The 26,487-nt window shown below is 41.9% G+C and carries 25 protein-coding genes; 20 read left to right on the top strand and 5 right to left on the bottom strand.

Annotation, left to right across the window (positions count from 1 at the left end):
* Positions 1-34: 34 nt before the first annotated feature.
* From BM278_RS02680 to BM278_RS02655, 6 genes are all read left to right on the top strand, one after another.
* The gene (locus tag BM278_RS02680) at positions 35-829 is read left to right on the top strand and encodes a Nif3-like dinuclear metal center hexameric protein (RefSeq protein ID WP_013877024.1); all 795 of its coding nucleotides are present in this window, start codon (positions 35-37) and stop codon (positions 827-829) included.
* A 42-nt stretch (positions 830-871) separates the two neighbouring features.
* A complete protein-coding gene (locus tag BM278_RS02675) occupies positions 872-1,534 on the top strand; it encodes an SGNH/GDSL hydrolase family protein (RefSeq protein WP_013877023.1) in 663 nt (220 codons plus the stop codon).
* 816 nt (positions 1,535-2,350) lie between these two features.
* Positions 2,351-3,829 (top strand): glycoside hydrolase family 5 protein, encoded by a 1,479-nt coding sequence (locus tag BM278_RS02670; RefSeq protein ID WP_208601731.1) that lies wholly within the window; start codon positions 2,351-2,353, stop codon positions 3,827-3,829.
* A gap of 479 nt (positions 3,830-4,308) precedes the next feature.
* Positions 4,309-5,634: a xylose isomerase gene (gene xylA / locus BM278_RS02665; RefSeq protein WP_090947848.1), complete on the top strand. Its 1,326-nt coding sequence runs from the start codon at positions 4,309-4,311 to the stop codon at positions 5,632-5,634.
* Between the two features lie 18 nt (positions 5,635-5,652).
* Complete coding sequence (xylB, locus tag BM278_RS02660) at positions 5,653-7,152, top strand: xylulokinase (protein ID WP_090947847.1); 1,500 nt, start codon at positions 5,653-5,655, stop codon at positions 7,150-7,152.
* Positions 7,153-7,532: 380 nt separating this feature from the next.
* Positions 7,533-8,555 carry an AI-2E family transporter gene (locus tag BM278_RS02655; protein ID WP_090947846.1) on the top strand — a complete coding sequence of 341 codons (1,023 nt, stop codon included), beginning with the start codon at positions 7,533-7,535 and terminating at the stop codon, positions 8,553-8,555.
* A 263-nt stretch (positions 8,556-8,818) separates the two neighbouring features.
* Here BM278_RS02655 and BM278_RS02650 read toward each other — a convergent pair whose 3' ends face one another.
* A complete protein-coding gene (locus BM278_RS02650; RefSeq protein ID WP_090947845.1) occupies positions 8,819-10,528 on the bottom strand; it encodes a sigma-54 interaction domain-containing protein in 1,710 nt (569 codons plus the stop codon).
* Positions 10,529-10,756: 228 nt separating this feature from the next.
* Here BM278_RS02650 and BM278_RS02645 point away from each other — a divergent pair, with 228 nt between their 5' ends.
* From BM278_RS02645 to BM278_RS02630, 4 genes are all read left to right on the top strand, one after another.
* Entirely contained in the window at positions 10,757-12,190 is a 1,434-nt protein-coding gene (locus BM278_RS02645) for an aldehyde dehydrogenase family protein (protein ID WP_090947844.1), read from the top strand.
* 19 nt (positions 12,191-12,209) lie between these two features.
* On the top strand, positions 12,210-13,058 hold the full coding sequence (gene ahlS, locus BM278_RS02640) for an AhlS family quorum-quenching N-acyl homoserine lactonase (RefSeq protein WP_061579252.1): 849 nt from the start codon (positions 12,210-12,212) through the stop codon (positions 13,056-13,058).
* A gap of 18 nt (positions 13,059-13,076) precedes the next feature.
* Entirely contained in the window at positions 13,077-14,258 is a 1,182-nt protein-coding gene (locus tag BM278_RS02635) for an iron-containing alcohol dehydrogenase (protein ID WP_090947843.1), read from the top strand.
* A 471-nt stretch (positions 14,259-14,729) separates the two neighbouring features.
* Positions 14,730-15,134 carry an acyl-CoA thioesterase gene (locus BM278_RS02630; RefSeq protein ID WP_090947842.1) on the top strand — a complete coding sequence of 135 codons (405 nt, stop codon included), beginning with the start codon at positions 14,730-14,732 and terminating at the stop codon, positions 15,132-15,134.
* 221 nt (positions 15,135-15,355) lie between these two features.
* On the opposite strand, the gene BM278_RS18610 is transcribed toward BM278_RS02630, so the two are convergent.
* Complete coding sequence (locus tag BM278_RS18610) at positions 15,356-15,493, bottom strand: hypothetical protein (protein ID WP_167359566.1); 138 nt, start codon at positions 15,491-15,493, stop codon at positions 15,356-15,358.
* An 8-nt stretch (positions 15,494-15,501) separates the two neighbouring features.
* A complete protein-coding gene (locus tag BM278_RS02625) occupies positions 15,502-15,666 on the bottom strand; it encodes a Fur-regulated basic protein FbpA (protein WP_143093411.1) in 165 nt (54 codons plus the stop codon).
* A gap of 181 nt (positions 15,667-15,847) precedes the next feature.
* On the opposite strand from BM278_RS02625, the gene BM278_RS02620 reads away from it, so the two are divergent.
* The 6 genes from BM278_RS02620 (at position 15,848) to BM278_RS02595 (ending at position 20,551) form a co-directional block, all read left to right on the top strand.
* On the top strand, positions 15,848-16,147 hold the full coding sequence (locus tag BM278_RS02620) for a MerR family transcriptional regulator (protein ID WP_042385599.1): 300 nt from the start codon (positions 15,848-15,850) through the stop codon (positions 16,145-16,147).
* A 184-nt stretch (positions 16,148-16,331) separates the two neighbouring features.
* Positions 16,332-16,643: a PTS sugar transporter subunit IIB gene (locus BM278_RS02615; RefSeq protein WP_013400991.1), complete on the top strand. Its 312-nt coding sequence runs from the start codon at positions 16,332-16,334 to the stop codon at positions 16,641-16,643.
* A complete protein-coding gene (locus BM278_RS02610; RefSeq protein WP_013400990.1) occupies positions 16,643-16,975 on the top strand; it encodes a PTS sugar transporter subunit IIA in 333 nt (110 codons plus the stop codon). Before BM278_RS02615 ends, BM278_RS02610 begins: the two co-directional genes overlap by 1 nt.
* A 14-nt stretch (positions 16,976-16,989) precedes the next feature.
* Positions 16,990-18,300, top strand: coding sequence for a PTS cellobiose transporter subunit IIC (celB, locus tag BM278_RS02605; protein WP_003250893.1), 1,311 nt, complete (start codon positions 16,990-16,992; stop codon positions 18,298-18,300).
* 15 nt (positions 18,301-18,315) lie between these two features.
* Positions 18,316-19,728 (top strand): glycoside hydrolase family 1 protein, encoded by a 1,413-nt coding sequence (locus tag BM278_RS02600; protein ID WP_013400988.1) that lies wholly within the window; start codon positions 18,316-18,318, stop codon positions 19,726-19,728.
* Between the two features lie 109 nt (positions 19,729-19,837).
* Positions 19,838-20,551 (top strand): GntR family transcriptional regulator, encoded by a 714-nt coding sequence (locus BM278_RS02595; RefSeq protein WP_013400987.1) that lies wholly within the window; start codon positions 19,838-19,840, stop codon positions 20,549-20,551.
* A gap of 35 nt (positions 20,552-20,586) precedes the next feature.
* Here the strand turns inward: BM278_RS02595 and BM278_RS02590 are convergent, their stop codons facing one another.
* Positions 20,587-21,708 carry an MGDG synthase family glycosyltransferase gene (locus tag BM278_RS02590; RefSeq protein ID WP_090947841.1) on the bottom strand — a complete coding sequence of 374 codons (1,122 nt, stop codon included), beginning with the start codon at positions 21,706-21,708 and terminating at the stop codon, positions 20,587-20,589.
* A gap of 156 nt (positions 21,709-21,864) precedes the next feature.
* Here BM278_RS02590 and BM278_RS02585 point away from each other — a divergent pair, with 156 nt between their 5' ends.
* Together BM278_RS02585 and BM278_RS02580 are read left to right on the top strand one after the other, a co-directional pair.
* Complete coding sequence (locus BM278_RS02585) at positions 21,865-22,440, top strand: YkoP family protein (protein ID WP_090947840.1); 576 nt, start codon at positions 21,865-21,867, stop codon at positions 22,438-22,440.
* 58 nt (positions 22,441-22,498) lie between these two features.
* Positions 22,499-23,350, top strand: a complete 852-nt coding sequence (locus BM278_RS02580) for a metallophosphoesterase (protein ID WP_090947839.1) — start codon at positions 22,499-22,501, stop codon at positions 23,348-23,350.
* Between the two features lie 20 nt (positions 23,351-23,370).
* Here the strand turns inward: BM278_RS02580 and BM278_RS02575 are convergent, their stop codons facing one another.
* Positions 23,371-23,763 (bottom strand): MaoC family dehydratase, encoded by a 393-nt coding sequence (locus tag BM278_RS02575; protein WP_090947838.1) that lies wholly within the window; start codon positions 23,761-23,763, stop codon positions 23,371-23,373.
* Positions 23,764-23,910: 147 nt separating this feature from the next.
* On the opposite strand from BM278_RS02575, the gene BM278_RS02570 reads away from it, so the two are divergent.
* Entirely contained in the window at positions 23,911-25,437 is a 1,527-nt protein-coding gene (locus BM278_RS02570) for a Na+/H+ antiporter NhaC family protein (protein WP_090947837.1), read from the top strand.
* Positions 25,438-25,573: 136 nt separating this feature from the next.
* The gene (locus BM278_RS02565) at positions 25,574-26,485 is read left to right on the top strand and encodes an endonuclease I family protein (protein WP_208601734.1); all 912 of its coding nucleotides are present in this window, start codon (positions 25,574-25,576) and stop codon (positions 26,483-26,485) included.
* Positions 26,486-26,487: the final 2 nt, after the last annotated feature.

Here is a 26,487-nt window from a genome sequence, read left to right as displayed (position 1 = left end):
TAAAGTTTTAATTCCTTACGAAAGGAACGGGATTATGGCAATCACTGTCCAAGATGTGTTGGATCAATTAATGGCATCTGTAGGGAAAATCCCAAATACTGTAGATACTCTAAAGTATGGCGATCCAAACATGGGAGTGAAAGGGATTGCAATCAGTTTCATGCCTACATACCATGTGATACAACAGGCTGTTTCAATGGGGGCCAATCTTCTGATTACTCATGAAGGATTATTTTATAGTCATACCGACAATACAGAAACGCTGAAAAATGACCCTGTGTATCAGGAAAAATTTCGTCTGATCTATGAGTCGGGCATTGCTATCTATCGATTTCACGATTACTGGCATCGGTATCAGCCAGATGGGATTATGGTGGGGTTAGTCCATGCTTTAGGGTGGGAACCATACGTTTCCGAACACCAACCAGCGGCTACCATTTTAACTGTCCCTAGCATGACTGCAAGAGAAATTGCCGAGTACGTAAAGAGAAGGCTAGATATTCCATTTGTACGTGTTTCAGGAGATTTATCGACTCAATGTGCTCGCATCGGGCTATTGGCAGGGTATAGGGGAAGGGGAGCTTTATCCATCCCGCTGTTTGAAAAAGAGAGCCTTGACTTGATTATTTATGGAGAAGGCCCGGAATGGGAGACTCCAGAATATGTTCGGGATGCTGTGTGCCAAGGAAAACAAAAAGCTTTGATTGTGCTAGGGCATGCGGAAAGTGAAGAGCCAGGCATGAAGTATCTGGCTGAATGGTTAAAAACAATATTTTTCAATATACCTATCTATTTTATCCCTGAAAAGCCTATATTTCATGTAATTTAGTTGGAGCGTTAATTTAGCAGTTTTCAAGGAGGAGAAGAGAAAATGAAAATCGGCCAAGGACAAAAACTGTTATTTATTGGCGATTCTATAACAGACTGCGACCGCGCCAAGCCAGAGGGGGAAGGATTATTCGGAGCGTTAGGCACAGGATATGTCTCTTATGTCAATGGTCTTCTGCAAGCGGTTTATCCGGAACTTGGCATCCGGGTTGTCAACAAAGGAATCAGCGGCAATACGGTTCGGGATTTAAAAGCGAGATGGCAAGAAGATGTCATTGCCCAAAAACCAGACTGGGTATCAATCATGATTGGCATTAACGATGTTTGGCGGCAATACGATTTGCCGTTTATAAAAGAAAAGCATGTGTACTTGGACGAATACGAGGAAACGCTCCGCAGCCTAGTGGTCGAGACAAAACCGCTCGTTACAGGAATAATCCTTATGACTCCATTCTATATAGAAGGCAATGAACACGACCCGATGCGCCGGACGATGGATCAGTATGGCAAAGTCGTCAAAAAAATTGCCGAAGAAACAGACAGTATATTCGTTGATACCCAATCAGCGTTTAATGAAGTACTGAAAACCCTTTATCCTGCAGCATTAGCTTGGGATCGTGTTCACCCGTCCGTTGCAGGACATATGATTTTGGCAAGGGCTTTTTTGAAGGCGATCGGTTTTGATTGGGATAAGTCCAATAGATAAGGGGGATATGGCGATCGGGCTGATCGGCCATTACTGGCTGAATCTACTCGTCATCCCCCTTGGGGTGTACTTTTTCACTGAACTTCTAACCCAAAAAAATGATAGACAATTCTTGGAATTCACGGAAAAATAGTTGTAATATTCTGAAAGTAGTGATAAAATAAAGATGAATAGTTTATGGTGTAAACAAACTATTTAAATGTTAATCGAAATTGATAGGATTTAATACTCGGTAGGCAGCTGAGGAAAGTGTTTGTTGCTTTTTTGTATACAGAAGGATAAAGACATAGATTAAAGAGGGCTATCTCTAGAAGGTTGGTGATTTAATGTAGGAAACGCTCCAACAGGGGCTTTGCTCAAATAGAAAAACAGCACAACAACGGTCCTTCTTTGCATTCACGGACAGATGGTTTTGAAGAAATCACCGTTTTTCACCAGCCTTCTAGAAGGGGGGGAATACAAAATGGCATAAACGGTGATGCTCTTCGGAAAAAGCCTCACACCTTAGACTGAGTCCGAAAGTGAGAGAGAAAAATAAAAATAGGTTAAGGGCAAAAATAGACTTAGGTAAGAGCTATGTGTCCTATTTGGGTAACTTTTTGTAAGCGGTTTATCAAGAATTTGGCATTCCGGGTTGTCAACAAGAGGGTATAAGTGGCGATATTGTTCTGAACTTAATCGTCGAAAATGCCAAGAGGATGTTTATTGCTCCAAAATCCGAGACGGTTATGATCTTGATTAGAATTAATGACGTCTGACGGCAAATATGATACCTCTTTTACTAAAAAATAGATCAGAAGAAGGGATGAGAAAAATATGGAAATGCTTAAGGTCACTAAAAATAAGATTACAGACCAAAAAGGCAATCCTATTCAATTAAGGGGCACTTGCATCGGTGGATGGATGAATATGGAGGATTTTATTAACGGCTATACGGGTTCAGAGCATACATTGCGCCATACGGTTGCTGAAGTTATTGGAAAAGGGAAGGCAGAGTTTTTGTTTGAGAGAATGCGACATTATTTCTTTGAAGAAGACGATATTCGGTTTATTAAGAGCTGGGGGGCCAATGTAATCCGTCTGCCTTTGAATTATCGGCATTTTGAGGATGATGAGCGTCCGTTTACTTACAAGGAAAGCGGATTTGAACGTTTGGATCACATCATCAATTTGTGTGAGAAACATGAGTTGTACGTTATTTTAGATCTTCACGCTGTGCAAGGGTATCAAAATACTCACTGGCATTCAGATAATGATATCCGCCATAGCCTATTTTGGCATGACCGGACATATCAAGATCGATTTGTCGCATTGTGGGAAGAGTTCGCACGGCGTTATCGGGGAAGAGCAGTCATTGCCGGCTATAATTTGATGAATGAACCTTGCGTGAATACACCGCACGGAGATTACCCACATACGTTTTTCAACAACTACAAGCCGGATTGGGACAGGATCAATCGCATTTACAGACGGACGGTCGAGGCTGTGCGCAATATCGATCCTGACCATATTATTTTTCTTGAAGGGGATAAATATTCGACTTTGTTCGAAGGCTTGGAAGCACCGTTTGCGGATAATCTGGTCTACAGCAGCCATAACTATACGGCGGCAGGATTTGGACCAGGACCATATCCGGGAGTGGCAGATGCTAAAAATGCCCGTGTTGTAGGGGGAAAATATTGGGATAAAGAAGTGCAAAGGCAGGAATTTAAAAATCACCAAGGCACAAAGTTTGCCGAAAAATATCATGTTCCGCTTTGGGTAGGGGAGTTTGGTTCAGTGTATAATGGACCGGCCAATGAAATTCCTGACCGTTTGCGGGCTATAGACGATCAAATTGGTATTTTCGAAGAGTTTGGGGCGCATTGGACCACATGGACCTATAAAGATGTCGGGGTAATGGGGCTTGTTACACTGGATCCGGAATCGGAATATATGCAGCGAATCGCACCGATTATTAAGCTGAAACATGCACTAAATACGGATGATTGGATGGTTTGGCTTCCGGGCTTTAAGGCAAGAAAGGCGGTTGAAGAATTGGCGGCTCATCTGGAAGAAGTGATTGGAGATCTCGATATTGTGCATAGTCATAATGTTGCTTGTCTCTCCCAAGCCATTTTAACAGTCTATACAGGTGCATTGATTCAGCCAGCATATGCAAAACTTTTTAAAGGTTTATCGGAAGAAAAAATTGACGATATTATGCAATCGTTCGCGTTTAAAAACTGTAAAATCAATTATGGTCTGCTTGATATATTGAAGAAATATGCAAATCAGTCCAGTATAAGTTTATAAATGTACAGTTTCATTAATTCCAATAAGCAATCGAGCGTTGTCAAGTCTCAACTTCATGCTTTCTATCAAAGAAGAATTTACATAATAATTTGCACTTGACCTAGGCACGGGCAAGACGGATTGGTGTAGAATCCTGTAACCATCAAGGGAAAAGAGTGAATTTTATCGAACAGCCGCTTTGGTCAATGAGCTGATTGAATCAAAGAATACAGGAAATCTCCGCAAAATTGATGAATGAGCTTGAAAAAATCAATTTAATATAAATTATCAAAAGCCGAACTGCTTTTATAGGTGCATTTGTCAGGATGCTTTGCTGCGATGGCTCTGGGCAAAATAACTAAGCGGATTTCGATTACTTTATAAATAGTTGTAAAACACTTAGTTTATATGATAGACAAACAAAGTTGAAAGCGTTATAATTAAATCAAAAGCAAGTATCTCTTTTTGACAATCTACTAAAAGTTAAGGAGGAGTTAGATATGGCTTATTTCCCAAATATCGAGACGATCGTGTACGAAGGTCCAACATCGAAAAACCCGCTTGCATTTAAGTTTTACAATCCGGAAGAAAAAGTCGGCGATAAAACAATGGAAGAGCACTTGCGCTTTTCGGTTGCGTATTGGCATACGTTTACAGGGGATGGATCGGATCCGTTTGGGGCAGGCAATATGATCCGTCCATGGAACAAATACAGCGGAATGGATTTAGCAAAAGCGCGTGTAGAGGCAGCTTTTGAGTTTTTTGAAAAACTAAATGTCCCATTCTTCTGTTTTCATGATGTGGATATCGCTCCAGAAGGAGAAACATTAAAAGAAACATACAAAAATTTAGATATCATCGTAGACATGATTGAGGAATATATGAAAACAAGCAAAACGAAGCTGCTTTGGAATACGGCGAACTTATTCAGCCATCCGCGCTTTGTACATGGTGCCGCCACTTCTTGCAACGCTGATGTATTTGCGTATGCGGCGGCAAAAGTAAAAAAAGGTTTGGAAATTGCGAAACGGTTAGGAGCGAAAAACTACGTGTTCTGGGGCGGACGGGAAGGATATGAAACGCTGTTGAATACTGATATGAAGCTAGAACTTGACAACTTAGCCCGCTTCTTGCATATGGCGGTGGATTATGCGAAAGAAATTGGGTTTGAGGGGCAATTTCTAATTGAGCCGAAGCCGAAAGAGCCGACGAAACATCAATATGACTTTGACGTTGCGACTGCGTTGGCATTTTTACAAACATATGGACTAAAAGATTACTTTAAGTTCAATATTGAGGCGAATCATGCAACATTAGCGGGACATACGTTTGAACATGAATTGCGGGTAGCGCGCATTCATGGGATGTTAGGTTCTGTTGACGCAAACCAGGGAGATATGTTGTTAGGATGGGATACGGACGAATTCCCGACAGACTTGTATTCTACGACTTTGGCAATGTATGAAATTTTGAAAAACGGCGGTCTTGGTCGCGGCGGATTGAACTTTGACGCTAAAGTGCGAAGAGGATCGTTCGAAGTGGAAGACTTGTTCTATGCGCATATTGCCGGAATGGATAGTTTTGCAGTTGGATTAAAGGTAGCGCATCGATTAATTGAAGATCGTGTATTTGATGAATTTATTGAAGAACGGTACAAAAGTTATACAGAAGGAATTGGGCGGGAAATCGTCGAAGGAACCGCCGACTTCCATAAATTAGAAGCCCATGCTTTGCAACTAGGAGAAATCCAAAATCAATCGGGCAGACAAGAACGATTGAAAACATTGCTTAACCAATATTTGCTTGAAGTTTGCACAGCCCGTTAATGAAAAGAGGGATCGGTCTTGGAGCACGTCATTGGGGTTGATTTAGGAACTAGTGCCGTTAAGGTGCTGCTTGTGGATCGGAAGGGGAATGTAAAGGGGGAATGGACAGAAACTTATCCTTTATATCAGCCCCATTCCGGATATAGCGAACAAAATCCTGAGGATTGGGTAGAAAAAACGATTGTTGCTTTAAGAAAGTTATTAGAAGTTTCCCATGTTTCTCCTGACTCTGTTTGTGGACTGAGTTTTTCCGGCCAGATGCACGGGCTTGTGCTTTTAGATAAGGAACGGAACGTATTGCGAAATGCGATTCTGTGGAACGATACAAGGACAACGGAAGAATGCCGGGAAATTGAGGTGAAAGTGGGGAAAGAAACGTTATTATCGATTACGAAAAACCGTGCGCTAGAAGGATTTACATTGCCGAAGCTGTTATGGGTGAAAAAGCATGAGCCGCATCTTTATCAGCGTGCGTACACATTTTTGCTGCCGAAGGATTATGTCCGTTTCCGTCTTACGGGGCAAATTGCGATGGAATATTCCGATGCGGCGGGGACGTTGTTGTTAGATATTGAAAATAAGACATGGAGCCAGCCTATTTGCGATGTCCTTGGCATTGATGCTCATCTGTGCCCTCCTTTAGTCGAATCAACGGCATATGTCGGAACATTGCTTCCGGAAATTGCGGAAGAAACTGGATTATCTACGAATGTAAAAGTTTTTGCCGGCGGTGCCGACAATGCTTGCGGTGCAGTTGGCGCCGGAATTTTATCGGAAGGGCGCATGATGTGCAGCATCGGTACATCCGGTGTCATTTTGGCATACGAGCAAACAGGAGAGAAAGATTTTGCTGGAAAAGTTCATTATTTTAATCATGCCAAGCCAAATGCCTACTATATTATGGGGGTGACATTGGCCGCCGGGTATAGTTTTGATTGGTGGAAGCGCACGTTTATGGAAGACATCCCGTTTGCCGATATTGTCAAACGTGCCTATGAATCACCGATTGGCGCCAATGGCTTGTTGTTTGCTCCATATTTGGTAGGGGAACGAACTCCTTATGCCGATGCGGATATCCGCGCGTCGTTTATCGGCATCGACTCGTCACAAACGAAATGGGACTTTGCACGCGCGGTGATGGAAGGGATTACGTTTTCACTAAATGAGTCTGTTGAGATGATTAAAGCAAGCGGAAAATCAGTAAAATCGATTGTCTCGATTGGCGGAGGAGCGAAAAGCATCGAATGGTTGCAAATGCAAGCAGATATTTTCGCTACTCCAGTGGAAAAATTAAAAAATGAGCAAGGTCCAGGACTAGGCGCGGCAATGATCGCCGCGTATGGCTGCGGTTGGTTCGACTCGTTGGAGCAATGTTCGGACGTGTTTAAGCAGGTAGAAATGGTTGTTGAACCAAGAAAAGAAGCCGTTGAACGCTATCAGGAGCTGTTTGCCGTCTATCGAAAAATTTATCCACAAACGAAAGAGATCGTGAAAAAGTTGAAAGCATTTCGAAATTAACATTCATTCTACATGCGCCAGCACGCATTGTGCCGGCGCATTGCTATGTTAAGCGATGGACGGTTCTATTTTTTAAGAAAGTATCGCATTGGACTTTTTAGAAATGATGGAAATAATCATCTTCGAGCAAAAAATTATATGAACGAGCGGGTGCATTTTCCACAGGCTCATCTTGACAGCAAATCGGCTCCTTGTTCTTGCATTGATGAAAAATGGACCGCAAATCAATGAGCTTGTCCGCTTGCCCCCTTCCTTGTTTATTGATAGAAATGAAAGCGCTTATTTAAATATTTCCAGCAAAAATTTTTATTAATTTTTTTTGGATTGTACGGTAAAATCAATAGTGGTAAAAAGTTTATTTAGCACGGGGAGATGGATGAGTGGGATCTGAAATCTTGCAATTTTTCAAGCGATCAACGTGGAAAAGAATCGTTATTTTTTCTATTTTAATTTTCATTCTCTATTTAGTTCGAAGCATTTTAAATATTATTTTGCTCACTTTTATTTTTTCCTTTTTAATGAATGGGCTCGTTGACTTTATCGCGAAAAGAATTCGCGTCAATCGGAAACTAGTCGTGCTGCTACTGTATGCCGCAGTCGTTTCCATTCTTGTCTACGGCGTTGTCAAGTATTTGCCTGTCGTCGTCAACGAGATTTCGCAGCTGATCAAGCAGCTTACGGAATTTTATTCGAAGCCCCAAGATAACATTGTGTTTAATTACATTATCGCGCTGCTGAAGCAATATGAAATTACTACTTATTTGAATTTTGGAATGACGTATTTAATCAAATATTTCAGCGATATTGGCAGCGTCGGCCTGCAAATTTTGCTTGCGTTAATTTTAAGTTTATTTTTTCTTCTGGAAAAAGAGAGGATTATTTCGTTCACCAATCGTTTTAAATATAGCAAAATCGGCCCTTTTTATGATGAGTTAGAATATTTCGGAAAAAAGTTTGCCCGCACATTTGGGAAAGTCATTGAGGCACAATTCATCATCGCTACGATTAATATGGCGATTACGGTAGCGTTCTTGTGGATAATGGGATTTCCGCAATTATTCGGGCTGGGGATATTAGTCTTTTTTCTCGGTTTGATTCCGGTTGCGGGCGTGATCATTTCGTTGTTTCCGCTATGCTTTATCGCTTATAGCATAGGCGGAGTAATGAAAGTCGTGTACGTTCTCATGATGATCGCCGTTGTTCACGCGCTCGAAGCGTATGTTTTAAATCCAAAATTGATGTCCTCGAAGACGAATTTGCCTGTTTTTTATACATTTATCGTTTTGATTTTTTCAGAGCACTTTTTTGGGGTATGGGGGCTGATTTTAGGGATTCCCGTATTTGTATTTATTCTTGATGTATTAGGAGTAAAGACGGTGCAGGGAAAACAGGATGATGAATAAATGCAAAAATGGAGACATGCAAGGCGAATATAGTCTGATAAAATGTTAATTTTTTAATAAAATATGTCGATTTTATTATTGATGTTTGTAGTAAGAAAGTATCTCCAAATGCGTTTGCAAATGGAGTAGAGGGTGTGGGGTTACATCTAAGCTAAATGTGGCTTAACAAAGAATATGTTTAATGAAAGATTTTAACATGTTTGAATAAATGAAACATTATTCGTAACCTAGATAAGCGAAACTAAAAACAGCGCGCCGGTGCATTAGCGCCGGCGCGGCGTTTTTTCGGATTTCTTCCATTTTTTTAGTTTTTTCACGAGCGTGGAATGATCGATCCCTAGCTGTTGCGCTGCTTTTCGCAGCGATGTATGTTTTTCGATTGCTTCATAGATGAGGCGTCTTTCGAACTGTTCGACCCGTTCTTTGAGTGTGAGCGGAGATGTGGCTGCCGTTTGGTCATAAATGTGCAGCGGAAGGTCGTGCGGTTCGATTAGTTGGGACGGCACGGAAACGACCATGTTTTCCATCAAGTTTTTCAGCTCCCTTACATTTCCCGGCCAGTGGTAACGCTGCAAAATCTCTTTTGTTTTAGGGGATAAATGTTTATCGATGCGGTAGAGCTTGCAATAAAACGAAAAGTAATGGTCAAGCAACGGCTCGATATCTTCAGGGCGTTCGGCTAATGGAGGAATATACATTTCAATGACCTGCAGCCGATAATATAAATCTTCGCGAAATTTTCCTTGTGAGATCAGCTCTTTTAAATTTCGATTCGTTGCCGCGATAATGCGCACGTCTAGCTTTTTCGTTTTATGGCTTCCGATGCGTTGCACTTGTTTTTCTTGCAGCACCCTCAATAACTTTACTTGTAGCGATAATGGCATTTCCCCGATTTCGTCGAGCATGATCGTCCCTTTGTCCGCTAATTCCAACAAGCCGATTTTTCCGTCTTGCCGCGCTCCCGTAAACGCCCCTTTTTCATAACCGAATAATTCGGATTCCAGCAACGCTTCTGGTATAGCCCCGCAGTTTACTTTAATAAATGGCTTGTCTTTTCGCGGGCTTAAATGATGAATTAAGTTGGCGATGACTTCTTTTCCAACGCCAGACGGGCCAGTTAGTAAGACGGTTGTAGGATAAGGAGCGACTTGCTGAGCTTTGTCCAACAGTTTTTTCATGGAGGGGCTACGAAATACGATTTGCTCATTGGAACCGTCAACGGAGAACGTATAGCGGTGATGGTTCATTGCGGAGAAACTTTTTGCTTTTTCTAGCTCCGCTTTCATTTGAATCAATTGAGAAATGTCGCGAACGCTCGTCACGACCATTTCAATATCTCCCTGTTCGTTGAAAACAGGGTTTCCGGTGACAATGACATCTTTTTTTCCACCGATTTTTTGCAAAATGGAAATTCGCTTTTTTTGTTGTAAAACGAGAAGAGAGACCGATTGATCAAAATACCCTTTTTTTACTAAATCATACATATGCTTTCCGACAAGTTCTTCGCGGCGAAATCCTGTAATGGCTTCGTAAGCGGAATTTACCATGATCGTAATGCCGTTTTGGTCAACAACGTAAATGCCATCTGTCGAAAATTCGATAATTGTTTCCATTTGCTTGAAAAGAGAATGATAGTGTTCCATTTGCGATATATCTTGAAGGACGCCGATCGCTCCTATTAATTCACCGTTTCGGTACAATGGAGTTCGATTGACGAGACATTGGCGTCCCGCGATGTTCATTTTTACCCCGATCGAACTTGTTCCGCTCTCTAGAACATGAGGAAGCTGGGTGGTTGGGATAAGATCACGTATATCTTTTCCTTGCCAGTTTTCGCTTTCTATCTGCAGAAGTTTTTTCGCAGAAGCATTGATTAATAAAATTTTCCCGTTTCGATCGACAACAATGACGGCGTTATGGATGGAGGAAAAAATGCTTTCCCATATATGGGGATCGATAATGGTTTGTTTCATTCTATCAGGCCTCCTTATGTTAAGGGTGGTGAAAAAATTCAGCATGTGGTGAAAAAAATCACTATTAATATTATTCTGTATTTTCTTCTTATTCTCCTTTTTGATGGTGATTTTTTTCACCATATTTATCTTTAATATTTTTAAAATAACGTATCTTAACAATATTTTTAGTCTTGGCACAGTATTTGCATTATTATCGGTTGAACAAAAAGAAAGGAGGGGGAGCGAATGAGCGGAGAAACGAAAGGATTATTTGTTGATGGAAAGTGGGTGAAAAAGCAAAGAACATATGAATTGCGCGCCCCTTATGATGGGCAATTGTTAGCGCGCATCAGCATGGCTGATGCAGACGATGTGAAGAAAGCGATTTCCGGGGCGCAGCGGGCTTTTCAAACGATGAAGAACTTACCTGCTTATCAACGTTCGGAAATTTTATTTCGGGTTGTGCAGTTATTGAAAGAGCGCAAGGAAGAGATGGCACGAATTGTCGCCAAGGAAGCAGGAAAGCCGATTCGCGCCGCACGGGGAGAGCTGGAGAGAACGATCGCAACATACCAATTTGCGGCGGAAGAGGCAAAACGGATTTATGGGGAAACGATTCCGATGGATGCCGCTCCCGGCGGAGAAGGCCGCATTGGCATGACGTGGCGCGAACCGTTGGGAGTTGTCGTGGCGATTACCCCTTTCAATTTTCCATTTAATCTAGTTGCCCATAAACTTGGCCCGGCTTTTGCCGCAGGGAATACAGTAGTATTAAAGCCGGCGGAACAAACCCCTTTAAGCGCGCTAGTGATCGCTGAAATTTTTCAAGAAGCAGGCCTTCCGGATGGGGCGTTGCAAGTCATCACGGGAAGCGGTAGGGAACTTAGCGATGCTTTGTTAACGGATGAACGGGTGAAAAAAATTACGTTTACCGGAAGCGCATCAGTCGGAAAACTGATTAAGCAAAAAGCAGGGTTAAGAAAAGTAACGCTAGAGCTTGGTTCGAACGCGGCGTTAATTGTCGAACCGGATGTTGTGCTGGACAAAGTCATTCCGCGATGTGTGGAAGGAGCGTTTTCTTACGCCGGCCAAGTGTGTATTTCGCTTCAGCGCGTTTATGTACATGAAACGATTTACGAAGAATTTTGCAAACGCTTTATTGAACGGGCCAAACAGCTCAAAGTCGGCGATCCTTTAGATGAAGACACGGACATTAGCGCAATGATTCACCAAAGAGAGGCGGAGCGCATTGAATCATGGGTGGAAGAAGCGGTTCAATCCGGAGCGAGAATTGGATTAGGCGGCGTACGCAACGGATCGGTGTATTCACCGACGGTTTTGCTTGACGTAAAGCGGGACATGGCCGTCTCGTGCCGGGAAGTTTTTGCACCGGTTGTGTCGATCGTTCCGTATCGAGAATTACAAGAGGCGATTGAAATGGTCAATGATTCGGTATACGGACTGAATATCGGAATTTATACAACGAATATCCAGCACGCTTTATATGCAGCGCGGCACATTGAATCTGGCGCCGTGATCGTCAATGATATCCCTACGTTCCGTGTTGACCATATGCCGTATGGGGGAGTAAAAGAAAGCGGTTACGGACGTGAAGGGATTAAATATGCTGTCCAAGAAATGACGGAATTAAAATTGGTTTCGATAAAAACAGATTTTTAAAAGGGGAGTGGAAAGATTTATGTCCAACATGATAAAACAGCGTCCAAAGCTTTATGTAATGGATAACGGAAGAATGAGAATGGATAAAAACTGGATGATCGCGATGCATAATCCGGCGACGATTCATAATCCGAACGCGCAAACGGAGTTTGTAGAATTTCCGATTTATACGGTGTTGATTGACCATCCGGAAGGGAAAATTTTGTTTGATACCTCTTGCAACCCAAACTCGATGGGTCCTCAAGGGAGATGGTCGGAAGCGACCCAGCAAATGTTTCCGTGGACGGCAAGCGAAGAATGTTATCTCCACAACCGGCTAGAGCAGTTAAAAGTAAGACCAGAAGATATTAAATATGTCGTTGCTTCGCATTTGCATTTGGATCACGCGGGATGCCTAGAAATGTTTACAAACGCGACGATCATTGTACATGAAGACGAATTCAACGGTGCGCTTCAATGTTATGCGCGCAACCAAAAGGAAGGCGCATATATTTGGGCCGACATTGATGCATGGATTAAAAATAACCTTCAGTGGCGCACGGTGAAGCGACATGAAGACAATATTATCCTCGCGGAAGGGGTTAAAATTTTGAATTTCGGAAGCGGTCATGCGTGGGGAATGCTCGGATTGCATGTGGAACTTCCTGAGACGGGCGGGATCATTCTCGCTTCCGATGCGATTTATACGGCGGAAAGCTACGGGCCGCCGATTAAGCCGCCGGGCATCATTTATGATTCTCTCGGTTATATGAATACGGTTGAACGAATCCGGCGGATTGCGCGGGAAACGAATTCGCAAGTATGGTTCGGCCATGATTCCGAGCAATTTAAAAAATTCCGCAAATCTACAGAAGGATATTACGAGTGAGAAAGGAGAGAAGCGAAAATGAGTGTTGCGCGAATTGTATTTACATCGCTAAACTATGTCGGATGGGGCGCGTTGGACAACTTGCTTCCTGAAGTGGAACGATTTTCTCCAAAGAAAATATTAGTCGTTACGGATCCAGCGTTAGAGAAAATCGGTCTCGTTCAACGTGTGACCAATCCGCTTGCACAACGTGGGTATGACGTTCAGCTTTATACAGATGTCGTGCCGGAACCGCCGCTGGAGACGGGAGAGAAATTAGTTTCATTTGCGAGGGAAGGAAAATTTGACCTTGTGATTGGTGTCGGCGGCGGAAGCGCGATGGATTTGGCGAAACTGGCGGCGGTGTTGGCTGTACATGAAGGAAAAGTAGCCGATTACCTTAATTTAACGGGAACGAGAAAAGTCGAGAAAAAAGGCTTGCCGAAAATATTAATTCCGACTACATCAGGGACCGGATCGGAAGTGACAAATATCTCTGTTCTCTCTTTAGACACGACAAAAGATGTCGTCACACATGATTATTTATTAGCGGACGTAGCGATTGTCGACCCGCAACTTACTGTTTCCGTTCCGCCGCGCGTGACGGCTGCGACAGGCATTGACGCGCTGACCCATGCGGTTGAAGCGTACGTATCCGTCAATGCAAGCCCGACGTCAGACGGTTTAGCGCTGCAGGCGATTCGCTTGATCGCGCGGTCGTTGCGCAAAGCGGTGGAAAACGGAGAAGACAAGCAGGCGCGGATCGATATGAGCAACGGCAGCTATTTAGCGGGATTGGCGTTTTTTAACGCTGGGGTCGCAGGCGTTCATGCGCTTGCTTACCCGTTAGGCGGACAGTTTCATATCACCCACGGCGAATCGAATGCGGTATTGCTTCCATATGTGATGGGATATATCCGCAAAAGCTGCACGAAACGGATGGCCGATATTCTAAACGCGTTAGGAGGAAACTCCAGCTTTCTTTCTGAAGAAGAAGCTTCGCATAAATGTGTCGAAGAACTGGAGCGAATCGTCCGCGATGTCGGCATTCCAAGAACGCTCGGCGGATTTAATATCCCAGAGAGCGCATTGGAAAGCTTAACGAAAGATGCCGTCCAGCAAAAACGCCTGCTTGCGCGCAGCCCGCTTCCACTGTTAGAGGACGATATACGGACGATTTACCAATCCGCTTTTCGAGGTGTGGTAACAGAGCCGAAATAAATGCGATGCGCTTCGATTTGCCAAAATACATGAAAATGTTACCTAAATTCTTGCTTTTTCCAGCGGCGAAGGGAAGCTTCTTGCTTTCCTTCGCTTTTATTTCGCGGAAGGGCGGTATATCTTCCCTCAACGCTTTTTTAACTGCTTTGTCCGCAGTTTGACTTTTTGACGATTATCCGCTGTTCCTTAAGTGGAAGCAAGTGTATCGGTTGATTTGCTAGAAGGTTGATAAGTTGCACATATGATGGACAAATCACGATATTTATTTTAAAATTTAGAAAAATAAAATTTTTATTACAAATATAGAATAGATTAGAGTCAAAAAAAGTCTATTTATTTTCAGTAGGTTGTATAAAAATGACATGCGGCTGCTTGCATTTCGTTTAGAAGTGGGAGACTTCTTTCGGGGATAATGTTAAACTTGCTGATGAAATGGCAAGATGCAATAAAACCGGCAAATGGGGGATGAAAATGTTTACTACTGTCATTGTTCCGCGAGTTTCCGAGACAGATGGAGTCGGGCATATTAATAACACGACAATTCCGGTATGGTTTGAGGCAGGGAGAGAAGGAATTTTTAAAATTTTCACCCCGGACCTTTCGTTTAAACATTGGAAAATGGTTATTATCCATATGGAAGTCGACTATGTGAGTCAAATTTATTATGGAAGCGAAGTGACAGTTTATACGGGAGTCGAGCGCATCGGCAACACGAGCTTAACGATTTGCGAAGAAATCCATCAAAACGGGCGGCTTTGCGCGAAAGGAAAATCCGTCTACGTCAATTTTAATTTTGCGACGCAAAAACCAGAGCCGATTCCCGATGAAATTAGGGAGAAATTAAACGAACATATATGGCGTCCGCAGGAGCGATAAAATTTGCGCCTGCCCATTTCGAATTGTTGAAACATCGCCCCGTCCATTAATCAATTGGTAAGGGGAACGGAAAGCGGTACAAGCCAGTCCAACGAATCGATTCAGCAATCAGTCAGAGTGTAACAAAAACAAGCTCTTGACGTCCTATCGGCAAGAGCTTTGTTATGAGAATGAAGGTACAAAAAAGAAAGGACAGCGTCAAGCTGTCCTTTTTACAATATTTATATCCGATTTTGTACGGATCTTAATACTTCATAAGCGCGATCGCCGATTAATTGAATAAGCTGCTCGAAAATGGCGTCGCGCTGCAAATCGAGTTCCACAATTCGCTTTGCTAGTTCAAAAGCTTTCGGATCCATTTCAAATATCACCCCTGTTTTTTTCGTAGTTTATGCCGTTCGTATTCGTGCCGCAGTTCGCGGACTGTCCATTGCTGTAGTGTGTTGGCGTCGGGAAATAAGCCGGTTTTCAGGAGTTCGTAAATGTAAAATTGTTTTTGCTTGGTGATTGCCATCCGCATGAACTTCCCCATCTTTTTCCCTCCTTCATTTACTTTTAAGTATATGATGCTTTGGTTTATTTCTCATTTATCCTGTTAATTTTTCTTACAAATAAATAGAAAATATGTTAAATTACCTAACAATAATAACCATTAATTAAAGAAAAACGATATAATTATGTTATAAAAAATAACATGTATAGAGGTGAAAGATATGACGAATAAGGACGATTCATACAAATTTAAAAAAGTCATCTCTATTGGCATTGTTAGTGAGTTGACGGGGTTATCCCAGCGCCAAATCCGATATTATGAGGAGCGGAAGCTTATTTTTCCGGATCGTTCGAAAGGGATTCGAAAATATTCATTCGCTGATGTGGAACAATTAATGGAGATTGCCGATAAGCGCGAAGAAGGTGTACCGACGCAGGAAATCCGGCGCGAAATGACAAAAGAGATTCGGGAAAAAATGTTAAAAGGACAGATGAATGCCCATTTCCGGTTTCGTTCATAAAAATATCCCCCTCCTTTTTCAAGGAGAGGGATATTTTTTGGTCAATTTATAAAAAATATATATATACAATATCTATAGAAAAATAGAATTAATTTTTATAAATGACTAGACATTTTTTATATTTATATATATAATTTAAAATGTAAACGGTATCATTAACGAACATAAAGGAGGTTGCATCATCATGAAACGGATTCTTTTAGCTTGCAGCTCAGGGATGTCTACAAGTTTGTTGGTAACAAAAATGCAGGAGTATGCAAAATCGATTGGGGAAGAAGCAGAGATTTGGGCGGTAGGACAAGATCAAGCGAAAAAAGAAATGGAGAAAGCGGATGTTGTTTTAATTGGCCCGCAAATGAGCTTTTTAAAAAGTGAGCTTCAAAAAGAAGCGGAAAAATACGGAATTAAAGTAGATGTGATTGATATGGTGGCATATGGGATGGCAGATGGAAAAAAAGCGTATGAACAAGCGTTGAAATTAATGGGGGAAAAATAATGGAAAAAATCGATCTTCAGCAGTTAACGAATGAACAAATTGCGTTTCAGCTCATTTTGCATAGTGGAAATGCACGAAGCAAAGTCATTCAATCCCTCCGGGAATATCGTGCCGGAAACAAAGAGGTTGCCAGCAAGCTGATAGAAGAAGCTGAAAAGGACTTAAGTTTGGCGCATGATATTCACTTTCAAATGATTCAAAAGGAAGCGGGCGGTCAAAATACTGAGTTAACGTTGTTATTAATGCATGCGGAAGACCATTTCATGTCAACATTGTCCATGAAAGAGTTAGTAAAAGAGATGCTCGAATTATTTAAAGAGAGAAATTTATAAAGGGGGTTCGTTTCATGAACCAAACTTTTGAAAAGTTAAGTAAAATATTGGTTCCTATTGCTGGAAAGTTGAATAACAGCCGCTATTTACAAGTGTTACGTGATGCGTTTATGTTAGCGTTTCCGCTTACCATTTTCGGATCGATTGCGGTTGTTATTGCGAACTTGCCGTTTCTTGATAAAGTCATGAGCGAGGGCAGTTTAAATACATTGCGGGAAATTTTAAACGTAGCTCCAAACTCGACAATGGGAGTTATGACGATTTTCGTTGTATTCGGTATCGGTTATTATTTATCGAAAAGTTATGAAGTGGAAGGAATTTTTGGAGGTGCGATTGCACTCGCTTCCTTCTTCATTTTAACGCCATTTGTTTTAAATGTGGAAGGAAAAGAAGCGGTGCAAGGCGTCATCCCTCTTGACCGTTTAGGAGCAAAAGGAATGTTTCTTGGAATGCTCACCGCGTTTGTTGCCGCGGAGATTTACCGGAAAATCGTGCAAAAAAATATAACGATTAAAATGCCAGCTGGAGTGCCACCAGCCGTGGCAAAATCGTTTGCGGCCCTTATTCCCGCGGTGGTGACACTCACAGTTTTTTTGGTTGCTAATATGATTGTAACACAATTATTCCATACAAACATGCATGATGTCATTTATAATGCGGTACAAGCGCCGTTAGTTGGTTTAGGAAGCGGCATTATTCCAACACTTATCGCGATTTTCGTGACACAAATTTTATGGTTTTTTGGGTTGCACGGGCAAATTATCATTAATTCCGTGATGGATCCAATTTGGAATACGTTATCTTTAGAAAACTTAAATGCATATACGAAAACCGGGGAAGTCCCGCATGTAATTAGCAAACAGTTTATTGAAGTGTATACGGTTGGTATGGGTGGAACGGGAATGACCCTTGCTGTTATTTTTGCCATTCTTTTCTTTATGAAAAGCAAGCAAATGAAACAAGTCGCGAAATTGGGGATCGGGCCAGGAATTTTTAACGTAAATGAGCCGATTATTTTCGGTTTGCCTGTTGTGATGAATCCGCTCATTATTGTTCCATGGATTATTTCGCCAATGGTCGTAACATTTGTCACTTATTTAGCGATGTCTTCCGGTCTTGTTCCTCCTCCGACAGGGGTGGCGGTTCCATGGACAGTGCCGATTTTTATTAACGGAATAATGGCGACGAATTCGCTGGCAGGGGGAATTTTGCAGTTAGTAAATTTTGCGATTGTTCTTATTATATGGTTCCCGTTCTTAAAATTTATTGATCGGATGAACTTACAAAAAGAAAGAGAAGAAGAAACAGCAAAGAATGCGTCATAAAACGAGGTGAAAATCATGAAGCAACAAACAAAGCAAGAGATCCTTTATCGCTTTCCAGACGGATTTTGGTGGGGAAGCGCCACATCTGCCACGCAAATTGAAGGGGCGGCAAATGAAGGAGGAAAAGGCCCGAATATATGGGATTATTGGTATGAAAAAGAGCCAAACCGCTTCTTTAACGGTGTTGGCCCTTCCGTTACATCCGATTTTTATCACCGTTACAAAGAAGATATTGCATTAATGAAAGAAATAGGCCATAATTCGTTCCGTTTGTCGATTTCTTGGTCGCGGCTTATCCCCGGCGGCATTGGCGATGTCAATCCAACCGCGGTGCAATTTTACAACAATGTCATTAATGAATTGTTAGAAAATGAGATTGAACCATTTGTGACGTTGTTCCATTTTGATATGCCGCTGGCCATGCAAGAACTTGGGGGATGGGAAAGCCGGGATGTGGTCGATGCGTATGCCCGCTATGCAAAGATTTGTTTTGAATTGTTTGGTGACCGTGTGAAAAAATGGTTTACACATAATGAACCGATTGTCCCAGTCGAAGGAGGGTATTTATACGACTTCCATTATCCGAATATCATTGATTTCCAACGGGCTGTACAAGTGGCTTATCATACGATCATCGCCCATGCGAAAGCAGTACAAGTATTTAAACAAATGAACATTCCAGATGGAAAAATCGGCATTATTTTAAATTTAACTCCTTCTTATCCCCGGAGCAGCCATCCTGCTGATGTCAAAGCAGCACATATAGCTGATTTATTTTTCAACCGCAGCTTCTTAGATCCGGCGGTAAAAGGCGAGTATCCGCAAGACCTTGTTGACCTTTTGCGAGAATATGGATATTTGCCAGTAACCAAAGAAGGAGATCAAAAGCTCATTAAAGAAAATACTGTCGATATTCTTGGGATTAACTATTATCAACCGCGCCGTGTAAAAGCGAAAGAACATCTTCCGAATCCAGAAGCTCCATTTATGCCAGATCGCTTTTTTGACTATTATGCGATGCCGGGAAGAAAAATGAATCCTCACCGCGGGTGGGAAATTTATGAAAAAGGAATTTACGACATTTTAATGAATGTAAAAGAAAATTACGGGAATATCGAATGCTTTATTTCGGAAAACGGCATGGGCGTCGAAGGAGAAGAACGGTTCCGTGATGAAGACGGAATGATTCATGACGATTATCGAATTGAATTTATTCGCGAACATTTAAAATGGGTGCATAAAGCAATCCAAGAAGGAGCGAACGTTAAAGGCTACCACGTATGGACGTTTATGGATAACTGGTCTTGGACAAATGCCTATAAAAATCGCTACGGATTAGTGGCGGTGGATCTTGAAAACAATAGAAAACGCACAATTAAAAAGAGCGGATACTGGTTTAAAACACTTGTGGAGAACAACGGTTTTTAATGGACTGGTTATCCCTTCTTTTGGGATAACCTCTTTTTTCTCACATATTGTGTAAAAGTAAAAGAAAAATTACAATAAAAATGAAAAATGTGGATAAAGGATGACGGTAATGCCAAAGTATGAACAAATTTCGAACGAAATTCGCAAACGAATCAAAGAAGGAATCTATTCCCCGGACGAACCGATTCCCGATGAACATTCGTTAGCCAAAGAATTCGGCTGTAGTCGCATGACGGTTAAGCGCGCATTAGATGTGCTTGTGTCAGAAGGCCTGCTCTACCGCAAACGGGGGCACGGAACATTTATTGTCAAATCCGCCATATTGGATGGCCAAGTGAATGTCGCTAGCAACGAGACGCTTGGATTGACCAATTTATTAAAAGGAAGAAAAGTAACGAGCAAAATCATTACGTTTGAAGTGTTGTTTCCGCCGGAGGATGTAGCCACACATTTGTGCATTGATACAAACACGCCGGTTTACCATCTGATTCGTCTCCGCAATGTCGATGATGAACCGTACGTCATTGAACGCACCTATATGCCGACCAATTTAATTACAGGATTAAATGAACAAGTGCTTCATTCTTCGATTTACAATTATATTACCAATGAGCTGGGGTTAACGATTGCCGGTTCACACCGCAAAATTCGCGCGGCAAAGCCGAATGAACTTGACCAAATGTACTTGCAATGCGCGCCGGATGACCCAGTGTTGGAATTAGAACAAGTCGGATTTTTGAATAACGGGATTCCGTTTGAATACTCGTTTTCCCGGCATCGTTATGATAAATTTGTATTTGTGACGGTAAATATCCGACGATAAAAAAGCTTGTCCTTTTGCATAAAGGACAAGTTTTTTTATTGAGACGGATCGTCGTTAAGCTTCGAGTAAAGTAGCATTGCCGGGCGTTCCGGGGAAAGCTGGCGGTGGTATTCCTCGACTTTGTTGAAATAGTGTGCGATTTGCGGAGAGCGAAGAACAGGAAGCAGCTTATCAGCAATATTCGAGACGTCTTTCCAATTTAAAAAATCGAAGACGAGATGAAACTGTTTCAATATGCGGAAATTCATTTCTTCTTGTCCGGGAAGGGTATCATAAATGAAAATGGGCAATTTTTTATATAAACATTCGCTAATCGTTACGCCGCCCGGTTTGGTTAAAATAAAATCCGCTTGGTCATAAAGCGTGTTCATCTCTTTGCGCGATGAAATGTACGGAAGCGGAATGAGGCGCGGGTGGTTTTCGCTTTTTAGCTGTTTGTACATTTGTTCGTTTTTCCCGCAAAGAATGTAATAATCGATTGGATCGTCGGGAGAAATTCTTTTTATCAACGCGGCGAATCCGCCAATCCCTAAACTGCCGCCTGATATAAGACCAATGTAGCGGGAGCGCTCCGCCCGCTTTTTTTGCTTGCTTATCGTGATGTGCGGATGAACCGGAATGCCTGTTGCAAAAATGCGGCTTTCTGGAACTCCTTTTTCCAATAGCTTCGTTTTCATGTAAGGATGGCCGACGAAATGGTAATCGATCGCTTCGATTCCCCATAAATGATGAATGAAATAATCGGTATATACGTTGACTACTGGATTCGTGATTTCCTTGTTTAATTTAAGCCTGTTTAATAAATAGGAAGGAAGGGCATGCGTGCAAACAATGAGATCGGGCTGTACGCGTTGGACTAAGTTTTTTATGTGACGGCTAAAAAGGAATTCGTAATATCGGAATGATAGATGCGCCTTTTTTTGGCGGATAACGGTTTGCTCATACAAGATGCTGTATGTTTTTGGGAAATGGCGAATCCATTGTAAGTAAACAGAAGATATAAATTTTTCTGTTTTTCCCAGCCGTGATGATAGCAGCTCGACTTTATGGCATCGCCATTGCGGGTTTATCGCTAATAAGTCTTCTTTTAATGCGTCTGCCGCTTGGTGATGCCCTGATGGAATTTGCAGCAAGGGAAGAAACAACACCGTTTTCACGTTGATCACCTAATCGATGAAGTTATTATCGAGTATATGTCAAGTGCAAAATTTTATCCGCCTTTGCCCATCCCTTTTTTATCCATTTATAAACCGCCGGCAAATGTTTCACAATGTAAATGTGAATACGCGATAAATGATGGAAGAGGGGAGCATATGAAAGAAAAAGCAAGACAGTATGCTTTGGCGGTTTGGGGCGCATTGGACCCGATTTATTATGCATGTTCGAGGCTTGAGTACGTTGAAAATAAGCGGGACGGTTGCCGCCCGATTTTCCGCGTTCGTATAACGAAATATAAAGGAAGGGAAATCGTGCTATCGGACGGCACGAAAATTCAAAAAAACGACCTGTTGTTAAAAATTCATTTGCATAATGTTCGCTTAATTCGCGAGCTTCTTCATTTAGATAGCGAAATTAAAAAAGGGCGTTATATTTTTGAACAAGTGAAAGCGGGACTTCCCTATATTGCCAATTATATACGTAATCATGAGCAGTTTTCTGAAATAAAAGGAATTATAGGAATTACGATGTTAAATAAAGGATGCGAGCGGTTAGGCTTTGAAACGTTTTCGATTGTAAATCCGTTTTACAAATGGTTCAAAACAGCCGTGATGATGCCTATCATTGTTGTTTCACAGTTCCGTTTTTCCGCATTCCGGCGGCCTCCTAAATATTTATTTATGTCAAAAGATAAGCTGCTTACATTGTACGATTGCCAGCCGAGCCATTAACTCCCTCTTCTTTCTCTCTTCCCATTTACTTATAATGGTAAAGAGGGAGGAGAGACGGATGATATTTATTTTTGCCATCGTTGCGATCATTTTTCTACTATTTATTTTTATTTATAAAGCACATCGCAATACGCATGATGCGGTTTTTCATAGAGTAGAAGTGCGTTGTAGCGGGAACGACCAAGATGCCATCCGCATTTTACATTTGTCGGACCTTCATTTAGAAAACTTATCGATTTCCCCTGACTATTTATATAGGAAACTAAAAAATGAACAAATTGATTTGATCGCATTAACTGGGGATTTGCTTGATCGTGAAAAAAGTATTCCAAAGTTAGTCCCGTACTTAGAGGTGTTGCAAAAGCTAAACCCGGCATATGGCATTTATGTCGTGTTCGGCAACCATGATTATGTGTTGAAAGAGGAGCATTTCCAAGCTTTAAAAACAATGTTAGAGAAACATGGGTGCACCGTTTTGCAAAATGAAGCGAAAACCATTTCGATTAAAGGAAAAACCGTAAATGTAATCGGTATTGATGATTTTTGCACAGGACGCAGCGATTTAGAAAAAGCATACGCACATATCAAAGATGGTTTACATCTTGTGCTGACACACGATCCAAATATCGTTTTGCATATGCGCCATTATCATTTTGATTATTTGCTTTCCGGACATTTTCACGGCGGGCAAATTCATTGGCCGAAGCCGTATCATCTTGTGAAAATGGGAAAATTAGTGCGAATGAATATCATTAAAGGCTACCACGAACTAGACGGCAAGCCGTTTTACATTAGCGAAGGGCTCGGGCAAACGGGAATAAACATTCGTGTTGGTACAAAGCCAGAAATTACGCTTCACACATTGTCATTAACGCCGCTGCATCGGCGTGAAACGGGGAAGGTTGTCTGAACGAAGACAACCTTTCTTTTTCATGAAGGATGTACGTCGTCCTTTATAATCCCTTTGCTCGTTCCAATTAATACCTCTTTCCCATGTTGATTGCGATAAACCGTTTTCATTTCCACTTGTTTGTATCCATCCATCGGAATCACTTCGGTAATCGTTAATTCGCATGTGACTGTATCTCCAGTAAATACAGGTCGGATGAATTCGCAGTTCATTTCTCTGGCGATATAGTTTAGGTCACCACCGATTTTAGTGCCGATGCTAGCGGTAAATAACCCGTGCACCATCAGCCGGCCTTTCTCATCGCGTTCCATATGATGCCTTCCCATATCACCAGAGAGGCGGGCGAATTGCAATATTTCTTCTTCCGTGAAAGTGCGTTGCCAAGTAAATACGTCCCCAGGTTTTAAATTCATTTTTATTCCCCCTTTCTTTATTTTTATATTTTATCGAATTTTCTAAATAATGCAAAACAAAATTGATCCACAAATAATTTGTAGTAGCATAGAAAAGATCGTTATTGCCCATACTTTTTTAAAGAAAGAAAAGGAGTGATAGGATTCATGGAGCCTTCATGGAAAGCGTTGCTTCCGTTTTTAGTAGTAATTCCGATAGCAATATGGACAAAACAAGTCATTCCGGGCTTGTTTGTAGCGCTATTGTTTGGCAGTTATTTAATCGATCCGACGTTGCTGGGCGGCTTACGGACGATGCTATCATATATGGTCGATAATATCATGCAAACAAATAATATTCGCATCATTATTTTTCTTTATGTGTTTGCCGGTCTTATTAGTATGATTAAATATACAGGAGGAATTAAAGGATTTGTTCATCTCATCAGCAAAAAAGTAAAAACAGCAAGAAGCGCCTTAATGCTAACATGGATTTCGACAATGGTGACGTTCAGCGATCCTGATTTCCGCATCGTAACGATTGCACCGATTATGAAAGCGCTAAAAGAACGACTGAAGTTATCTTCGCAGCAGATCGGATTTGCGATTGAAGTGACGTCCAATCCGGTTGTCGCCCTCATTCCATTAGCAACAGCATTTGTCGGCTATATGGTCTCGGTGATTGATAAAGCGCTGAAAACAGCGGGAATTGACGCGAAGCCGTACATTGTCTATGTAAAAAGCATTCCGTTTAACTTTTTTTCATTGATGATTATTATTGTCGGGCTTTATTACAGCTTTTTTAAATACTCAAGAAAAGGAAAAGCACGCGCAATGGAGAAAGAAATGGGAAAGTATATGCCTGTTCAGCAGTGGAATGAACGATTGGCGGTTGAGTTCGCTGAAGAAAATGCGTCAGACATAAATAAAGGCAAAACAGAAAATCCGGACGAAACGCAAGGAGAAGAAGGAGAAGGGATGGAATCTTGCCCGCGTGCGTACGATAAAGAAACACCGATTAAGCCATGGAATTTAATCGTACCGTTGTCCATTGTACTTGTGTTGACACTATTCTTGAGTTGGTGGGATGGGCATAAAGGCGCAAAAACGTTTTTTGATGCGTTTCTTCGCAGCGATGCGCTTGGCGCGATGTTGGAAGCGCTCTTTATTACCGTTATCATTACGGTCGTTTATTTTCTTTTGCAAAAATTCAAGCTTGCTGATTTATTGACCCATTTTGTTAAAGGCGGAAATGAATTAATGTCTGTCATTTTAATGCTGGCACTCATTTGGGCGTTGTCAGCAGTATCGGAGGATTTAGGTTTTTCGCAATATATTACGGATCATGTAAAAAATTGGATTCCACATTATTTTGTCGCTCCTGTATTGTTTTTGCTTGGTGCGTTGATTTCTTATTTTATCGGCTCTTCTTGGGGAACATGGGGGATGTTAATGCCGCTTGGCGTCACGCTTGCACATCAGTCAGGTGCGAATATCCTGCTTGTAATTGGTGCTGTATTTGCGAGCGGGACGTTCGGTGCGTTTGCCTCGCCGCTTAGCGATAATACAGTGACATTATGTACGATTTTGAGATTGCCGGTGATGGAATATGCGCGTACAAAGCTAGTTCCTGCGTTCATTGCCGCAGGGATGGCCGCGGTTCTTTTTGGGGTTATGTCGTTCGTGATGCGGTAAGCTTCATCAAAGTTCGCCTGAATAAAAGGGCGAACTTTATTTTTTGGATAACAAAGCGAAAACGGACATGGTAAAATGTATACAAAAAGGAAACAGGGAGAAGCAAGGTGAAGTAACGGTGGAGATACAGAAACGGATGGAAGAACTCCAGCAATGGCAGGGGGATGACCGACAAGAGCAGTTAGCTATTTTGCAAGAGCATCAACAAAACATCGAAGCCCGTATGGATGTGTATTACAATGAACAAGAAGACGCGCGGGCGATGCATCGGTATTACCGCCATATGCCTCTAGATGGTGACGGCCTTACGTTGTTTCATAAATATCACGAACTTGTTTCGCGGACGCATAAGCGGCGGCTTCCTTATTTTTTCAGCAAAGATGAATATTTGTATACATGGGTCGATTTGCATCCGGACGGATCGGTAAGAAGCATCTATTCGGGTGAAAGGAAAGATCCGAAAATATTAATTATTCAAGATTATGAGACGATGAAAAAACGCCACGACGAATTTCGAAAATTATTGAAAAAAGCGAGAGAATGGGAAAAAGTAGAGATAAGACGAGTGAAAAAAATCGAGCAGCAATGGAAGTTTAACGCCGAACATGTCGTTCCACAATCATGGTTCGGAGCGAGAGAGCCGATGAAAGGAGATTTGCACCATCTTTTTGTTTGTCAGCCTGAATGCAATACGTTGCGCTCGAATTTTCCGTACGCCGATTTTCTGTTTTATCAGCCGGAGTCACCGGAAGAAAAGATCCAAAACCGTTGCGGTGTCGCAAGAAATGGCTATTTTGAGCCAGAGTACGGAAAAGGAACGGTGGCGCGGGCGATGCTGTATTTTCTGCTTCGCTATCCAAACGCCATCGCAAAAGCGTTTCGCCGCAAAATTGACGTTCCGCTTCTCGTTCGCTGGCATCGACAATTCCCGGCAACGATTTACGAAAAGCATCGCAATCGCGCTATTTTTCTTATTCAAGGAAACCGCAATCCGTTCATTGATATCCCGGCGCTTGCGGAACGAATTATCTTTCCATTGTTACCGTAAAA

This window comes from Parageobacillus thermantarcticus (assembly GCF_900111865.1).
GTDB lineage: Bacteria > Bacillota > Bacilli > Bacillales > Anoxybacillaceae > Parageobacillus > Parageobacillus thermantarcticus.
The sequence above is the reverse complement of the archived record's forward strand: the minus strand, read 5'-3'. Positions and strand labels throughout refer to the sequence as shown.

Excerpts from the sequence above, each read along its gene's own strand:
- BM278_RS02620 (WP_042385599.1), top strand. The coding sequence starts at position 15,848 with ATGACGAATAAGGACGATTCATACAAATTTAAAAAAGTCATCTCTATT.
- BM278_RS02675 (WP_013877023.1), top strand. The coding sequence starts at position 872 with ATGAAAATCGGCCAAGGACAAAAACTGTTATTTATTGGCGATTCTATA.
- ahlS (WP_061579252.1), top strand. The coding sequence starts at position 12,210 with ATGTCCAACATGATAAAACAGCGTCCAAAGCTTTATGTAATGGATAAC.
- xylA (WP_090947848.1), top strand. The coding sequence starts at position 4,309 with ATGGCTTATTTCCCAAATATCGAGACGATCGTGTACGAAGGTCCAACA.
- BM278_RS02565 (WP_208601734.1), top strand. The coding sequence starts at position 25,574 with ATGGAAGAACTCCAGCAATGGCAGGGGGATGACCGACAAGAGCAGTTA.
- BM278_RS02575 (WP_090947838.1), bottom strand. The coding sequence starts at position 23,763 with ATGAATTTAAAACCTGGGGACGTATTTACTTGGCAACGCACTTTCACG.
- BM278_RS02610 (WP_013400990.1), top strand. The coding sequence starts at position 16,643 with ATGGAAAAAATCGATCTTCAGCAGTTAACGAATGAACAAATTGCGTTT.
- celB (WP_003250893.1), top strand. The coding sequence starts at position 16,990 with ATGAACCAAACTTTTGAAAAGTTAAGTAAAATATTGGTTCCTATTGCT.
- BM278_RS02595 (WP_013400987.1), top strand. The coding sequence starts at position 19,838 with ATGCCAAAGTATGAACAAATTTCGAACGAAATTCGCAAACGAATCAAA.
- BM278_RS02630 (WP_090947842.1), top strand. The coding sequence starts at position 14,730 with ATGTTTACTACTGTCATTGTTCCGCGAGTTTCCGAGACAGATGGAGTC.
- BM278_RS02680 (WP_013877024.1), top strand. The coding sequence starts at position 35 with ATGGCAATCACTGTCCAAGATGTGTTGGATCAATTAATGGCATCTGTA.
- BM278_RS02580 (WP_090947839.1), top strand. The coding sequence starts at position 22,499 with ATGATATTTATTTTTGCCATCGTTGCGATCATTTTTCTACTATTTATT.
- BM278_RS02635 (WP_090947843.1), top strand. The coding sequence starts at position 13,077 with ATGAGTGTTGCGCGAATTGTATTTACATCGCTAAACTATGTCGGATGG.
- BM278_RS18610 (WP_167359566.1), bottom strand. The coding sequence starts at position 15,493 with ATGGATCCGAAAGCTTTTGAACTAGCAAAGCGAATTGTGGAACTCGAT.
- BM278_RS02625 (WP_143093411.1), bottom strand. The coding sequence starts at position 15,666 with ATGGGGAAGTTCATGCGGATGGCAATCACCAAGCAAAAACAATTTTAC.
- BM278_RS02615 (WP_013400991.1), top strand. The coding sequence starts at position 16,332 with ATGAAACGGATTCTTTTAGCTTGCAGCTCAGGGATGTCTACAAGTTTG.
- BM278_RS02670 (WP_208601731.1), top strand. The coding sequence starts at position 2,351 with ATGGAAATGCTTAAGGTCACTAAAAATAAGATTACAGACCAAAAAGGC.
- BM278_RS02585 (WP_090947840.1), top strand. The coding sequence starts at position 21,865 with ATGAAAGAAAAAGCAAGACAGTATGCTTTGGCGGTTTGGGGCGCATTG.
- BM278_RS02645 (WP_090947844.1), top strand. The coding sequence starts at position 10,757 with ATGAGCGGAGAAACGAAAGGATTATTTGTTGATGGAAAGTGGGTGAAA.
- BM278_RS02600 (WP_013400988.1), top strand. The coding sequence starts at position 18,316 with ATGAAGCAACAAACAAAGCAAGAGATCCTTTATCGCTTTCCAGACGGA.
- BM278_RS02650 (WP_090947845.1), bottom strand. The coding sequence starts at position 10,528 with ATGAAACAAACCATTATCGATCCCCATATATGGGAAAGCATTTTTTCC.
- BM278_RS02570 (WP_090947837.1), top strand. The coding sequence starts at position 23,911 with ATGGAGCCTTCATGGAAAGCGTTGCTTCCGTTTTTAGTAGTAATTCCG.